The organism is Pseudoalteromonas sp. McH1-7, from assembly GCF_013366255.1.
GTDB classification, from domain to species: Bacteria; Pseudomonadota; Gammaproteobacteria; order Enterobacterales; family Alteromonadaceae; genus Pseudoalteromonas; species Pseudoalteromonas peptidolytica.
Genome location: NZ_JABWPQ010000017.1, coordinates 75,058 through 90,555, shown reverse-complemented (window position 1 = coordinate 90,555; position 15,498 = coordinate 75,058). Strand labels below are relative to the sequence as shown.

12 protein-coding genes are annotated in these 15,498 nt (G+C 43.9%); 8 read left to right on the top strand and 4 right to left on the bottom strand.

Annotation, left to right across the window (positions count from 1 at the left end):
- Positions 1-106 precede the first annotated feature (106 nt).
- Both HUZ36_RS13095 and HUZ36_RS13090 read left to right on the top strand, forming a co-directional pair.
- On the top strand, positions 107-1,237 hold the full coding sequence (locus tag HUZ36_RS13095; protein ID WP_176033086.1) for a PAS domain-containing protein: 1,131 nt from the start codon (positions 107-109) through the stop codon (positions 1,235-1,237).
- Positions 1,238-1,721: 484 nt separating this feature from the next.
- Positions 1,722-2,339: an HAD family hydrolase gene (locus HUZ36_RS13090; RefSeq protein WP_176033085.1), complete on the top strand. Its 618-nt coding sequence runs from the start codon at positions 1,722-1,724 to the stop codon at positions 2,337-2,339.
- Between the two features lie 91 nt (positions 2,340-2,430).
- Here HUZ36_RS13090 and HUZ36_RS13085 read toward each other — a convergent pair whose 3' ends face one another.
- Together HUZ36_RS13085 and HUZ36_RS13080 are read right to left on the bottom strand one after the other, a co-directional pair.
- Positions 2,431-2,643: a hypothetical protein gene (locus HUZ36_RS13085; protein ID WP_128732767.1), complete on the bottom strand. Its 213-nt coding sequence runs from the start codon at positions 2,641-2,643 to the stop codon at positions 2,431-2,433.
- Between the two features lie 29 nt (positions 2,644-2,672).
- Positions 2,673-2,855 carry a hypothetical protein gene (locus HUZ36_RS13080; RefSeq protein WP_176033084.1) on the bottom strand — a complete coding sequence of 61 codons (183 nt, stop codon included), beginning with the start codon at positions 2,853-2,855 and terminating at the stop codon, positions 2,673-2,675.
- Positions 2,856-3,142: 287 nt separating this feature from the next.
- Between HUZ36_RS13080 and ggt the strand changes: the two genes are divergently transcribed.
- The gene (gene ggt, locus HUZ36_RS13075; RefSeq protein WP_147390867.1) at positions 3,143-4,885 is read left to right on the top strand and encodes a gamma-glutamyltransferase; all 1,743 of its coding nucleotides are present in this window, start codon (positions 3,143-3,145) and stop codon (positions 4,883-4,885) included.
- A 145-nt stretch (positions 4,886-5,030) separates the two neighbouring features.
- On the opposite strand, the gene HUZ36_RS13070 is transcribed toward ggt, so the two are convergent.
- Together HUZ36_RS13070 and HUZ36_RS13065 are read right to left on the bottom strand one after the other, a co-directional pair.
- A complete protein-coding gene (locus HUZ36_RS13070; RefSeq protein ID WP_176033083.1) occupies positions 5,031-6,476 on the bottom strand; it encodes a metallophosphoesterase in 1,446 nt (481 codons plus the stop codon).
- A gap of 96 nt (positions 6,477-6,572) precedes the next feature.
- Entirely contained in the window at positions 6,573-7,463 is an 891-nt protein-coding gene (locus tag HUZ36_RS13065; RefSeq protein ID WP_128731612.1) for a DMT family transporter, read from the bottom strand.
- Between the two features lie 178 nt (positions 7,464-7,641).
- Between HUZ36_RS13065 and HUZ36_RS13060 the strand changes: the two genes are divergently transcribed.
- From HUZ36_RS13060 to HUZ36_RS13045, 5 genes are all read left to right on the top strand, one after another.
- Positions 7,642-8,589 carry a homoserine O-succinyltransferase gene (locus HUZ36_RS13060; protein ID WP_147390864.1) on the top strand — a complete coding sequence of 316 codons (948 nt, stop codon included), beginning with the start codon at positions 7,642-7,644 and terminating at the stop codon, positions 8,587-8,589.
- On the top strand, positions 8,579-9,658 hold the full coding sequence (locus HUZ36_RS21620; protein WP_217704676.1) for a homocysteine S-methyltransferase family protein: 1,080 nt from the start codon (positions 8,579-8,581) through the stop codon (positions 9,656-9,658). The genes HUZ36_RS13060 and HUZ36_RS21620 overlap by 11 nt, the downstream gene beginning before the upstream one ends.
- 9 nt (positions 9,659-9,667) lie before the next feature.
- Positions 9,668-12,283 carry a methionine synthase gene (gene metH, locus HUZ36_RS13055; protein ID WP_217704675.1) on the top strand — a complete coding sequence of 872 codons (2,616 nt, stop codon included), beginning with the start codon at positions 9,668-9,670 and terminating at the stop codon, positions 12,281-12,283.
- Positions 12,284-12,701: 418 nt separating this feature from the next.
- Positions 12,702-13,586, top strand: coding sequence for a hypothetical protein (locus tag HUZ36_RS13050; RefSeq protein ID WP_176033082.1), 885 nt, complete (start codon positions 12,702-12,704; stop codon positions 13,584-13,586).
- On the top strand, positions 13,586-15,454 hold the full coding sequence (locus HUZ36_RS13045) for a tetratricopeptide repeat-containing diguanylate cyclase (protein WP_176033081.1): 1,869 nt from the start codon (positions 13,586-13,588) through the stop codon (positions 15,452-15,454). The genes HUZ36_RS13050 and HUZ36_RS13045 overlap by 1 nt, the downstream gene beginning before the upstream one ends.
- Positions 15,455-15,498 lie beyond the last annotated feature (44 nt).

Below are 15,498 nucleotides of genomic sequence, written 5' to 3'. Positions count from 1 at the left end.
TATCAAATTAATGTTGTAAGTTGGGCGTCAATAAATTAGCACAGTTGTGGATTTGAGCTAATGTTAAATGAGGTTCGGTTAATCGGCTTTGGTCTTTGGGTGTACTATGCCTATCCAGCAAGAAAATGTCGAAGAGACACTCTTTTTTAGTCAGCTTTTGAAGCAAACGTCCGCAATTGAATTACTTAAACAAGTATTGATGCACTCCCATCATGCGGTGGTTATCACTGATGCTGATCGCAATAATGGCTATCGCATTGTTTATGCAAATAAAAAGTTTTGTACTCACACAGGGTATGAATTAGCTGAGCTGGTTGGTAACTCGCCTGCTATTTTGCAAGGCCCGAAGAGTAATAAGCGTGTTATTGCCAAGCTCAGTGCGGCATTAGAGCGTGATGGCTTTTTCTATGGTTCTTCTATTAATTATCGTAAAGATGGCAGCATGTATCCTGTAGAGTGGAACATATCTGCGGTGCGCAATGAACAAGGTGTTGCGACTCATTACATATCAATGCAAAAAGACCTAACCAACCTACGACGACTCGCGGAGCAAATTCAAGAATCAACCACAGTATTTAAGCGTTTTTACTTTAATGCGACCCACAATCAAGCATTTGTAGGGCCAGAAGCTCGCCGCTTTCGCATCAAAGGTAAATCAACACCAGATGCTATAGAGTTATTCGATGAAACACTAACTGAGCTTAAAAAAAATGAAAAGCTTCTCAATGGTAACCTGCGCTCTGAAGCGGCCGAGGAACTATTTGAAGATGCGTTTTTTGACATGGGGCCAGATGATCTAGGTGCTTTTTCTAGCAAGCAGCAAAAGGGCCCTGAGTCAGCGGAAGGCTTTTGGCTAGAATGCCCAATTGAAGAAGATGACGTTGCTTGTTTACTCGAAGCTGTGGATGAGGTGGACGCGGAAGTTGGTTTGATACAGGCGAATGGTTATTCGCAGCAACGTATTGAGCTGATCATCAAACTGTATAAGGAGCTGGCTAACAGTTTATACTTTTGTGTTGAGTTTAATGATGGAGCATTAATTATCGATGAGGTTGCAGTATGTTTGACGCAACACTTGAGTGATAGCGATATTCCAATTGAAATGTTAGTGATGTTCAATAAAGATTTGTTTGTGTGGATAAAAGAAGTATTTGACGCCAAGCAGTGCGATAATATTTATAATGGTGAAACCAACACGATTGCTGCGGGTCGGCAATTGATTGCGATGTTAAATTAATTTTAGCGTGCGTGAGCGACTAGCGCTTATACTGCTTGTTGGCAGGACACCTGCAGCTTTTTACTTATCCAACGTGAACCTTTAAGTGACATAAATGCCACATGTAAACTCCAGCATGGCGTTTGTATTGCCTTACTCATGATAAGCACTGAAGTGAGCTTGGCCTCCTAAAATCAAAGTATTCCTAACCTGTTTTATCAGTAATGTACTATAAATACATGGCACTGTTTTACGTCATCGCAGTTAAACGAATTGGTCGTGCATCAGCATAAAAACTGTGCATAATAATACCAAATTTAACGTAATACCAACTTTCTTAATTAAGAGGTCTATTTTGAGGCGAGAAAATCTTGTCGATAACTAGGCAAAAATTTTGCTATTTAGTTGTTCTAAATGAGAAATTTTTAACGCTGTTAGCGTCAGATTTACTCCTTCAAATTGAGCAAGTATTAAGTCAAATTGGTATAATTAATGAGGTTCAAGGATGGCTATTTGTCGTATTAAGCACGTAATTTTTGATGTGGGTAATGTCTTTGTTAGGTGGTCGCCTGAGGAGATTGTACGCCTTACTTTTGGCAGTGAATGTGATGTTGTCGGGTTATCTAAACAGTTGTTCCATAGTGAGACTTGGTTTGCGATTAACCGAGGGGAGCTGAGCGAAGCACAGACGAAGCAAGCCTTTATACAGCACTGCAAATTAACCTCAGAGCAAGCGGAGGAGTTGTTCTTTTATATCAAAGAATCACTGATCCCGCTGTATGGCACGCTTTCATTGATGCAGCGCCTAAAAGCGGCTGGCTATAGTGCTTATGCCCTAACAGACAACGTACATGAAATTGTAAGCCACTTAAAAGCACGTCATACTTTCTGGCAATACTTTGACGGTGAAATTATTTCTGCTGAACTTGGCTGCATGAAGCCTGGCAAAGCTATTTTTACTCATCTACTGGAGCGCTATCAACTCGCTGCGGGTGATTGTGTGTTCCTCGATGATGTCCTGGCGAACGTTGAAGGTGCAAAGCAGGTTGGTTTACACGGCATTCAATTTTTTAACGCAGCGCAAGCTGAGCGCCAGCTGCGTGAGTTGGGGCTAACATTTTAACCAGCGTTGACCTTTAAAGTAAGCCCCAGCGCGAGCGAAATAACCTGAGGTTTGGATGAGAAGTAAATTAACTTATTATCCGAAACTTAGGTTAGTCACACATATATTGGCGATTAGTGAAAGCGCAATTGCGACCACCGTAGCAAGATACAGCACCCGTGTGACAATCCTGACGATTAGTCGGTACACAGTCTAAATCGCTCAAACGGTTAGCTCCGCCACCAATTTGCGCAGTTGCTTGCGGTGCGATAGCTTGAGTATTGTTCAAGTTTTTAAGTGGTCTTTTATTCAGCTTAATTTTCATAGTTATCTCCTTTGAGTTGTAAAAGAGTATTAACAGCGAAGTGAACCACAGTTATAGCAAGAGCCAAATGCTTTGCTGTTACATAAATCGGTTATTTCTCTGTCACACCCCGCGGTAATATAACCACCTGCGATATTTGGAGTTTGGGCTTTTTCCAAAGTTGTTGTGCGGTTGAGTTGTTTTATATTTCTTTTTGCTAGTGTTAATTTCATCTTATTGTCCTTATCGTGAAAGCTGACATAGTCGTATAAAAAATAAACTGCAATATTGAATGTACCTAATGTAAATTTTTTGTCAAATATGTTTTTGGTGTGTTTCCTTTTTAGTTTCTCTAACGCTGTTTAGCTTAAACTCTTGCTGATAAGCCTTTCTCTAGCTACAAATTTAACAACTAGGGTATAGGTGAATTTACATTGTCAGTAGCCCAACGCATTGAGATTGTTTGGTCTTTTTATTCATGCAACACTGCATCATGAGAATAATTGAAAACGGAATGAAGATGCGAAAATTAACAGCACTGGTGTGGTCTTGCTCTGTCTCCTTGTGCGTAGGTGCTGCGCTTGGAAACACGGCGCATGCTGACGAGTCACCCATATTTAGCTCTAAAGCTACGGCGCAACCAATCTGGGCTGAGCATGGTATGGTGTCGAGTCAAGAAGCACTTGCCAGTCAGATAGGTGTAGAGATCCTTAAGCAAGGTGGTAATGCCGTTGATGCAGCTGTTGCGGTTGGGTTTAGTCTGGCGGTAACTTTACCAAGGGCTGGAAACATTGGTGGTGGTGGCTTTATGTTAGTGCATTTAGCAAAAGAAAATAAAACCATCGCTATTGATTATCGCGAAATGGCGCCAAGTAGCGCCCATAAAGGTATTTTTCTTGATGAAAACGGTGAAGTAGACCCTAAACTTAGCCTTCAACATGGCCTTGCTGTGGGTGTCCCAGGTACTGTTATGGGGATGGAGTTAGCACTAAAAAAGTATGGTACCATGACCCTTAGCCAAGTTATGCAACCGGCGATAAAGCTGGCGCGTGATGGCATTAAAGTGACCTCTGATCTAGCCAACTCACTATCTCATAATTACATTAAGCAGCGAATGCTAGATGTACCCGCGTCTAAGGCAATATTTTATAAAGAAGATGGCAGTAGTTACAAACCAAATGAATGGTTGGTACAAACTGATCTTGCTCACTCTTTAACGCTAATCGCAGAAAAGGGCAGTGCGGGTTTTTACCAAGGCGAGACGGCTAAGAAAATCGTTGCGGCAGTAGAGGCGGCTGGTGGCATTATGACACTTGACGATCTAAAAGCATATAAAGCGCTGGAGCGTCAGCCGCTAACAGGGTCATATCGAGGCTACGAAATCATCTCTATGCCGCCGCCTTCATCAGGTGGAGTTCATATCATAGAGATGTTAAATATGTTGGAGCAATACCCAATTGGTGAACTGGGTCATAACAGCGCCGCAACTATCCATTTGATGGCTGAAGTTATGAAGCGTGCCTACGCTGATCGCAGTGAATACTTAGGCGACCCTGATTTTTATGACGTACCAGTTGAGGCGTTAGTTGATAAGCAGTTTGCAAAGCAACGCAGTAAAAAGATACATCCAGATAAGGCAACGCCAAGTAGTGAAATTAAGCCCGGTAAATTGCTACCGTTTGAAAGTAACCAAACCACGCACTATTCCGTCGTTGATAAATGGGGGAATGCAGTTAGTAACACTTATACTCTAAACTTTAGCTACGGCTCGGGTATTGTAGCGGCAGGTACGGGGATTTTACTCAACAACGAAATGGACGACTTCTCGGCCAAACCCGGTAGTCCTAATGGCTTTGGGTTAGTCGGTGGTGAAGCCAACGCTGTTGAAGGTAAGAAACGTCCGCTAAGTTCGATGACCCCGACCATCGTCATGAAAGAGGGTAAACCCTTTTTAGTAACAGGTAGTCCGGGTGGCTCACGAATTATCACCACCACGCTACAGGTCATTATGAATGTTATCGATCATGGCTTGAATATCGCTGAAGCGACCGTGGCTCCGCGTATTCATCATCAATGGTTACCAGATGAAATTCGGATAGAGCGTAGTTTAAATGGTGACACCCGACGCCTACTCGAAAGTAAAGGGCATAGGCTTTCAGAAAAAAACGCCATGGGATCGACCCAGTCAATCATGCTTACCGATAAAGGGCTATTTGGTTCCTCAGATCCAAGACGAGCTGACAGTGCTGCGGTAGGATATTAACTCACTTCTCACCTCAGTCTAGAGTAAATGGAATAGGGGCGTAGTAGCCCCTAGTCTAGCAAATGCCACAAGGTTATAAGTTGAAAGCAAAACCTGCCAATCTATTGTTTATCCAAACCTTAGGTTAGTTAAGAAATATTCGTTTTTATTTTGCTAAGCACACCGCTTTTTTGTCTGAAATTTCACTATCACAAGTTAAAAAGGCTGCACCATTTTCATCCAAAAACTGTCCTTGCCACTTTCCTCCTTTACCAAGTTCAATTGATAAAAAGCCAAATTTGCCTTGTGTATTCACCACCGCATTTTCACCATCCAAGTTGTAATCATATTCACTAAAGGCATTGGTGTTACTTAAACTAACACCACTGTTACCTACGACAATTTGCGGCGGCCTAGCGGTGCTTGTTGCAAAAGTTGAAGACTGATAAATGTGCATATGTCCTGCGAGCGATAATTTTACATGATCGGGCAGTTGGCCAGATTTGGTGCGTTTCAATGCAGTTTGTAGCATTACGTTTAGGGTATCTTTGGTTGTTGGGTTCTCAACGCCCCAAATGGGTCTGTGGCTCATGATCCACATGGGCTTGGTTTTTAGTAATTCACTTCTGACATTTAGTCTTTGATATTGTTGCTGGTAAACTTTAGTTAGCCCATTATCGGCACTGGCATCACACGCATTCGCGCTATCCATTACCCAAATACTGAGCGGCTTTAAATTGATGGTATAGGAGTTTTGCACAATGATATGCGCGCTTGCAGATTTTGGTGGTTGAGTATAATCACCTTGTGCTGGGCATTGTTGTTGGTCTACAGCATCAGGGAGGGCTGCCCCTGGGCCAAAAAAGTAAAACCAGCCAACGCCAGCTCGACTACACAACTCGTGATTTCCCCGTGCAAAAATCCATGGTGCCGAAGTTGAAAGTTGACGCGTCGCAAAAAAGAAGTCGGCTTGCCAATTACTCCATGTGTCTGGCCTGGGGCTATTTAGCGCGTTTTGGCTGTAGTAAGTGTCATTTAAGCCACAGCTTGCACCACCGTAGCCGCCGTCACCTGCGTCATAGGCGTAGGTATCCCCAGAGATTGCGCCGCCAGTACCGCGATAATTGAGATCTCCCATGTGAAGCAGTAGCTGTGGTCGTTGTTGTGCTCCTTGCGCCGTAAGGCTTTTAAACGGCTCAGCAGCGCTGTTGTTTTTACACACTGACGATTTACAGCCGGTATCGCCGAAAACCGCGATTTTCTTAGGGTCAAAGGTGACTGGTGCTAACGAAAATGCGCTATTGGTGACTGTATAGGCAGTGTTTGATCTTAGCTTTGCTTCACATACGGTAACAGGAAAGTGCGCCGGGTTTGGGCGCTTTGCTCTTAATGTCATTGGTGTGACAGCTTTATTTGAGATAAGAGAGGGACATTGGCTGGCGTCGGTTAGTACACCATCGACAATCACTCGAGCATAAATATTGGGGGTTTCAGTAGTTGAGGGCGCAAACATAGTGTAAGCGCCGAGCACTTTGGTATTTGCTTGTTGTACAGCAAGTGTACTACTGCAAGCTATTAAATTGAGCGCAGCAATGGCAATGATAACGCGCATGACTTCATTCCTTTTTTAATGTAGTAGAAGGAAGTTTAATTGATTGTTAATAGTTTGCGAGCCTTCAATGCAAATATCTGTGATCACACCGATACTCTATCCTCTTAGTAGCAAAAATACCCCAACTAACGCAATTAACCCACCACATAGCATTGATTTAGTGATAGTTTCTCTGCGTAAAAGCCCAATCGTCATCACCATAAGCGGTGCCGTTGCAAAGATGGTTTGCGCGATGGCTGGGTCGGTATGATTAACGGATATCAACTGTAGCCATAGGCCGATAAAAGTACCAAAAAACACCGCAACAAACAGCCAGTTTTTGCCTTGAATTTGTTTCAGCGTGAGTGCCTTAAGTAGGCTTTGTGAACGCAGATAGGTGACAATAAAGGCCACAAATAAGGTACCTGAGGCGAGACGGATAAGTGCTGCCCACAAGCTGCTGATGCTTTCGTTAGTTAATGCGCCTTTGGAAAGTACCATACCCGCAGCTTGGCAAACAGCCGCTGTAAGCGCGAAGCAAACGCCAAGTATATAGTGCTTGTTGTCTACTACTGGTTGGCTACGACTTGGTTTGATTGCGAGCATTACGCCTACTGTCGTGATAGCAATGCCAAGCCAAGCTGATGTGCTAAGATAAACACCAAGAATAATAATATTTAAGATCCCAGCAATGGCAGGTGCTAGGCTTTCAATCACCAAAGTGCGTGCAGGGCCAATATTTCTAAGTGCAGCAAAGTAGGCACTGTCACCAATCGCTATGCCCAGTATGCCACTGGCAATCAGCCAGCCCCAACTAGAGAGTAAGGTGGGGTACATGGTATCAGCGGTGACGAGTAAACATAATATCATCAGAGCAGAAGCAATAACGCCTTTGCTGACGTTTAGCTCAAACGGACTGAGGTGATGGCTAAATCGCTTGTATAAAATTGTTGAACCAGCCCATACTCCGGCTGCTGCAATTGCTGCCGCTTCCCCAATGCCAATCATATATACCACGCTGCTTGTGCTTATTAATTTGGTGGCAAGTATACATACATTGAACAAAAAATGGGGAGGGAGCGAGATCAAATCGTTATTATGGGGTTTTGGACGTCCATACATCTAGAGGTTGAAATTTTCCTGTTTTTGTCCATAATAATGCCATTCGATTAGTCTGGAGCAGCGCATGCCAATCACCGTCACCGACGAACTCCCAGCCATTGCCCAACTGCGTCATGAAAATGTTTTTGTGATGCCACAAAGCCGTGCATCAACGCAAGAGATCCGCCCTATGCGACTTGCCATATTAAACTTGATGCCAAATAAAGTGGAAACTGAGGTGCAATTTATTAGGCTATTGGCCAATACGCCTTTGCAAGTGAATGTCGATTTACTACGGCTAGACACTCACCGCAGTTCTGAAAATTCAGAGCAACACCTAGACATGTTTTACCGCTATTTTTCAGATGTAAAAGAGCAAAACTATGATGCCTTGATCGTCACTGGCGCACCACTGGCGCATCTTGAGTATGACGATGTGGTGTATTGGCAAGAGTTACAGGCGTTTTTTGATTGGGCAGAGCACCATGTTACTTCAACGCTCTTTTCTTGCTGGGCAGCGCATGCCGGTTTGTATCATCACTATGGCTTAAAACGGGAACTCAAAGAGGACAAACTGTGCGGTGTGTTTAAGCACCACTGTTATTTTGACCACGGGGCGCTGACTCGCGGCTTTGACGATGAATTTTTAGTGCCTCATTCTCGATATGGCCATATTGATGTCGACAAAATTAACACATGTAAAGACCTTGTAATTTTAGCTGGTTCAGAAAAAGTGGGTGCTTACTTAATAAAAAACCATTCCGGCAGCCAAGTCTATATCACCGGTCATCCAGAGTATGATGCTGACACGTTACAAAAAGAATATTTACGTGACTGTGAGAAAATGGCTAATGCACCACTGCCCGAGAACTATTTTCCTGAGAATGACACCACAAAGCGCCCCTCCAAAACATGGCAAAGTCACGCGTTTTTGTTATTCTCAAATTGGTTAAACTACTATGTTTACCAAACCACACCTTATGATATTAACTTAGTTAGCCAAGATGTAAGGACTAACAATTATGCCGAATAATGTAGCCGTAAACGGTGAGCAAATTGCAGCGCAGCTTAAGCAAGCAATGCAGCAACGTATTCTGATCTTAGACGGTGCGATGGGTACAATGATCCAAAAGCACAAATTAGAAGAAGAGGACTATCGTGGTGAACGTTTTAAAGATTGGCATGTCCTTATCAAAGGTAACAACGATCTGCTAAGCTTGACACAACCTGAGATTATCAAGCAGATCCATCGTGATTATCTCGCTGCTGGCGCGGATATCATTGAAACCAATACTTTTAATGCCACCACTATCTCAATGGAAGATTATGATATGGCAAGCCTGAGTCGAGAGATTAATCTCGAATCGGCGAAGCTTGCACGTGCGGTGTGCGATGAATTTACCGCCCAAGACCCCAGCAAGCCTCGCTATGTGGCAGGTGTACTTGGTCCAACATCAAAAACCTGCTCCATTTCTCCTGATGTAAACGACCCTGGTTTTCGCAATATCACTTTCGACAAGTTGGTTGCAGCTTATGTCGAGTCAACGCTTGCCCTTATTGAAGGCGGTGCGCACCTTATTTTGATTGAGACTATTTTTGATACCCTGAATGCCAAAGCCGCGTCTTATGGTGTGGAGGAAGCCTTTGAGCAAGCTGGGGTGAGATTACCTGTGATGATCTCAGGTACTATAACCGACGCGTCAGGGCGCACGCTGTCAGGGCAAACCACAGAAGCGTTTTATAACTCCATTCGCCATATTAAACCCATTTCCATTGGTCTGAATTGTGCGCTAGGCCCAGATTTACTAAGACAATATGTAGAAGAGCTATCACGGGTATGTGAAACGTTTACCTCTGTGCATCCAAACGCTGGGCTTCCCAACGAGTTTGGTGAATATGACTTAGAAGCCGATGATATGGCAAAAGAAATTATCGATTGGGGTAAAGAAGGATTTATCAACATAGTTGGTGGTTGCTGCGGCACCACACCTGAGCATATTAGCGCCTTTGCACGTGGTCTTGCACAAACCCCGCCGCGTAACTTGCCTGACATCGAAGTGCGGATGCGTTTGGCAGGACTTGAAGCCTGTAACTTAAATTAGGAATTCACCATGACACAAACAGCAGTATTTACTAACGTCGGTGAGCGTACCAATGTGACGGGTTCAGCAAGGTTTAAGCGCCTTATTCTAGAAGAGGATTACGAAACTGCATTAGATGTTGCTAGAGAGCAAGTTGAAAATGGTGCTCAGGTAATTGATATCAACATGGATGAAGCCATGTTGGACTCAAAAGCAGCGATGGTAAAGTTTCTCAATCTGATAGCGTCAGAGCCAGATATTTCAAAAGTTCCCATCATGGTTGACTCGTCTAAATGGGAAGTCATTGAAGCGGGCCTGAAATGTATTCAAGGTAAAGCCATCGTAAACTCAATCTCCTTAAAGGAGGGTGAGGCACCATTTATTCATCAAGCTAAAATTATCAAACGTTTTGGTGCAGCCGTGGTAGTTATGGCGTTTGATGAAGTTGGTCAAGCGGAGAGCGCAGATAGAAAGTTTGAGATCTGTCAGCGCTCTTACAAAATCTTGGTTGATGAGCTTGGGTTTCCGCCAGAAGACATCATTTTTGACCCAAATATTTTTGCGGTCGCCACGGGGATTGAAGAGCACGATAATTACGCCGTTGAATTTATCGAGGGCACGCGCAGAATCAAGCAAAACTTACCGCACTGTAAAGTGTCTGGGGGCGTATCGAACGTATCCTTCTCATTCCGCGGTAACAATCCCGTGCGTGAAGCTATCCACTCTGTATTTTTGTACCATGCGATTAAAGCGGGTATGGATATGGGGATTGTTAACGCCGGTCAGCTTGCAGTGTATGACGATATTCCAAAAGAGCTCCGTGATGCCGTTGAGGATGTGATCCTCAATACCGACGCTGGTGCTGGCGAGCGATTAGTTGAGATAGCGCCTAAATATTCAGGTATGGCGCAAGCAGACAAAAAAGAAGATCTAGAGTGGCGCTCTTGGCCAGTTGAAAAACGCTTGGAACACGCGCTAGTTAAAGGGATCACAGAGTTTATTGACGAAGACACCGAAGCCTGTCGTCAGCTGTTTGATAAGCCAATCCAAGTGATTGAAGGGCCTCTGATGGATGGTATGAACGTGGTTGGCGATTTGTTTGGCGCGGGCAAAATGTTTTTGCCACAAGTGGTGAAATCTGCTCGAGTGATGAAGCGCGCGGTGGCCTACCTCGACCCTTACATTGAGGCAGAAAAAGAAGAGGGCTCAAGTAACGGTAAAGTGATCATGGCCACAGTTAAGGGCGATGTACACGACATCGGCAAAAACATCGTGGGCGTGGTACTGCAATGTAATAACTACGAAGTTGTGGACTTAGGGGTGATGGTGCCAGCAGAAAAAATCCTGCAAACGGCCATTGATGAAAATGCTGATGTCATTGGCTTGTCTGGCCTTATTACGCCTTCTCTTGATGAAATGGTGCATGTCGCTAAAGAAATGACACGCCGCGGCTTTGATATTCCATTGCTTATTGGTGGTGCTACCACATCGAAAGCCCATACCGCAGTTAAAATTGAACCTCAGTATGATAAAGGTGTGATTTACGTCAATAACGCCAGTCGCGCGGTTGGTGTGGTATCTAGCCTGCTAAGTAAAACACAAAAGCCCGAATTTTTGGCAAAAACCGCGGATGAATACGTCAAAGTGCGAGAGCAACAAGCGCGTAAAAAGCCACGCTCAAAACCGGTTACCTTAGCGCGAGCTCGGGATAATGCTGCAAAACTTGATTGGCAAAACTATACCCCACCGGTACCAAGTAAGTTGGGGATCACTGAGTTTAAAGATGTGAGCATCAAAACTCTGCGCGATTACATCGACTGGACGCCATTTTTTATGACTTGGTCATTGGCTGGTAAATATCCACGTATTCTGCAAGACGAAGTGGTTGGTGAAGAGGCGCAAAAACTGTTTCATGATGCCAATGCCATGTTAGATCAACTAGAGCGAGATGGTAGTTTGCAGCCACTTGGTGTGATTGGTTTGTTCCCGGCTAACCGCGTGGGTGACGATATTGAGATTTACAAAGATGAGTCACGAAGTGAAGTCTTGGTTACGTCATGTCAGCTGCGCCAGCAAACCGAAAAAACCGATTTTCCTAACTATTGTTTGTCGGATTATATTGCACCTAAAGGCACTCCTGATTATTTCGGTGCATTTGCCGTCACCGGTGGTCTTGAAGAAGATGACTTAGCAGAGGCATTTGATGCTAAGCAAGATGACTACAACAAGATTATGGTTAAGGCAGTTGCAGATCGCTTAGCCGAGGCATTTGCCGAATATCTACATGAGCAAGTGCGTAAAGTGCACTGGGGGTTTGCTGCGGATGAAGCACTAAGTAATGAAGAGCTTATTCGTGAAAACTATCAAGGGATCCGTCCGGCGCCTGGTTATCCAGCGTGCCCTGAGCACACCGAGAAACAAAAAATTTGGCAACTGTTAGATGTCGAAAACCGTATCGGTATGAAGCTGACTAGTTCATACGCCATGTGGCCGGGAGCTGCGGTGTCGGGTTGGTACTTCTCGCATCCAGATTCTAAGTACTTTGCCGTTGCGACTATTCAAAAAGATCAAGTTGAAGATTATGCGACGCGCCAAGGGATGTCATTAGCGGAAGCTGAGCGCTGGCTCAGCCCAAACCTCGGCTAAGAAACGACATAAACTGGATGATGATATAGCCCTATTTCTATAGGGCTTTTTATTGCGCTAAATAACACATCCTATGACTGATACCAATTAGCCTTAATACTTGTTCAATTTGAAGTCAGAAATCTAACTGCGTTAAAAATTTCTTATTTAGAATAACTAAATAGTAAGGTTTTGCCTTGCCTACAGATGTAGTTACCTCGGCGTGATCAGGACGCGAAAGCGATGTGACGGACAAGATTTTCTTGCCTCAAAATAAACCACTTAAATAAAATAATTAACATAGTTCCAAATTCAAACTTTGAGCTAGATAAATTAAGCATCCAAATTTATTAGATAATGTTGTTTTGTGGTTAACAATGGAGACTAAACTAACGTATACTAGATTGAATAACTGTTAATAATAAGGTTTTCGTCAACAATGAAAATGAAGTGGGTATGTTGGCTTTTGTTTATTTCGCCCATTAGCTGGGGAAGCAACCAGCTTGTTGTAGACATCATTAGCAGTGAAAATTTCAGTCAACGCTACGAAGACTTTCTTGCGGGTCGTCATGTGTTAGATGTTGACACCTTTCATCCCACAACCAAGGGATCTCATATCGAAATCATCGAAATGGTGTTACTGCAACAAGCGCTGTTTCTCGGTGGTGAAACCCGCCAAGTTGTATTCAACCCAAAACCATCTGTCAATATTTTAGAATTTTCCGATCTGATAGCAGGAGAGAGCTTAATTCTGGCCCGCAGTGTTTGGCATGAAAGTATCGTAGATTATCGAGGCGCATTATTTATTTCTGAGCCTATTGTTGAGGTTGGTGAATATGAGGCGGGTTTGTATGTTACAAAGCGCAATGTCGCGTTGCAACAGACTCCGCTGTCCCAATTGAGGCAGCTTGATGTGGTTTCTAACCCGAGATGGGCAGTTGATTGGCGAGCCCTTATGAATACAGATTTACACATGGTGAGTTTTATAGGTCCATGGGAAACTATGTTAGAGATGGTGGAAAGCAATGTGGTTGATACCATGTTGATCAACTTCAGTGTGAGCGATTCTTTGGTGTTAACCTTTGAGGGGAAAGAATATGTGCCTATAGAAGACATTAAAGTTGTATTACCCGATTCTCGCCATTTCGTTGTAAGTAAAAATCACCCAGAAGGTGAGCAAATATTTGCAGCGCTAAATCGTGGTTTACACGTATTAAAGCAAAGGGGGATCATAAAGCGAGCACTTACTGAGTCTGGCTTTATTAACAAAAGGGTTGCGAATTGGCAGGTGGCTAATGCAAAAATGTTAGTTGAGGTAGATTGATGCAATTTTTGCTTATGGTGTTTGGTGTCGTTTTTGCACTTTTGCCGTCCTTTGGTACGTTGGCTTATGAATCTAAAGCACACATGCAGCAGATGTACGATGCTTTGCTACTTTCAGTAGAAGAAGACTATGATTTGTCGCTATTGCCCAGTATTCGTGCCCTCAAAGAGCAAGCACGGGGACAGGGTGATAAAGAATTGCAAATTAAAACCCTATTGCTTGAGGGGAGTGTAGTGCAACACTTTGGTGAGTTTGAAGCTGGGCTGGATCTGCATCAACAAGCTTTGCAACTCGCTGGATCTGAAGCTAACACTATGCTTAAGGCCACGACTTATCTTGCCATTGCACATCTAGATATCGACCTTGAAAGTTTTGATCTTGCACAGCGGTATTTAGACAAAGCGTTACAATTGATAGAAACAATTGACGATAACGCGCAGATACATGCTGAGATTATGCTCTGGCAAGCACGCCTATATATGGATAAAGGCGCATATCGATTGGCACTTAAAACCGCAGCCACGCCGTTAGCTTCCTCTGTTCGTCAAGAAACTATCGCACAGTTAAGCTTAACGCGTTCATGGGCGTATTTGCAGCTCGGTAAGTACCCACAAGCAAGAGCAATTATCCAAAAGTTGGATGAGCAAAACTACCTGATGAAGAATCAGCGGATGCGCATTATGGCTGCGGTGCAGCGAGCGCGGATCGCGTTACAAGCCGGTGAATATAAAGATGCGATAACACTTGCTCAACAGGGATTAGAAATCACATTAGGTACGCGATTTTTGCTGTTTCAGTCTCAGCTTCAATGGACATTAGCGGCAGCGTATGCCCAGCGAGGTAACTATCAACAGGCGCATCGATACCTAAAGCGATATACTGTGACTGAAAAGTCGTTAAATTTGCAAAAGCGTAATAGCAAACTTTTGAAACTCGAAGCGCAGTATTCGCTTGCGCAGCAACAACAAGCGCTTGATGCACTTGAGCGTGATAATGCTCAGCAGGCAAAGCTTATTATTGCTCACCAACAGCAGATTGAGAATGCAAGGCTCAATCAGCAGCGTTGGCTGTTAATTGCACTACTTACCTTTACGCTTATCACAGTGATTTATTGGCGCTGGCAAAATAGGCAGTACACCAAACGACTTGAAAGCCAAGTCACAGCACGAACAGAAGAGCTTGCTGAGCGCAACAAACGCCTGCAAACCTTGAGCTTTACAGACAGCCTGACAGGCCTTAATAATCGCCATCATTTTTTTAGTGTTATTGACAGTAAAATTGAAGCATGCCGTCAAATTTGGCACGGTGCGCCACCAAAAGGCAATGCAGATCTTATTTTTGTGATTGTAGATATTGATCACTTTAAGGGGATCAATGACACTTTTGGTCATGCCGCTGGTGATATAGTTTTACAAGATTTTTCTGAAATTTTAAAGCAGTGCACCCGTGAGTCAGACACGATAGTTCGCTGGGGTGGAGAAGAGTTTTTGTTGATGATGCCTGATTTAGACTATGTGGCAGCACAGGAAGTGATGGAGCGGATCAGGCGGCAAGTGGAAATTTACCCTTTTATCGTCAATGACCAAGTTATCAATTGTACTTGCTCAATCGGCTTCGCTCCTTTTCCTTTTTACCCTAGTGAGCCTGAAAAGCTTGGCTGGGAGCACGTACTAGAATTGGCTGATGGTGGGTTATATCTTGCAAAAGCATCGCGCAGAAACGCGTGGGTCGGTGTTTTAGCAGGAGAGGGTGAGGAGCTTAGCGGCAGCAGTCCACTTGCACATAACCTACAGACGTATTTACAAACAGGGAGACTGAGCACGCTCTCAAATCTTGCTGATCTTATCTATTCTCGAAAAGCGGGGTAACAAGCTGTGCAGGCAATAGCATACATTATGGCGCCATTTAAGTG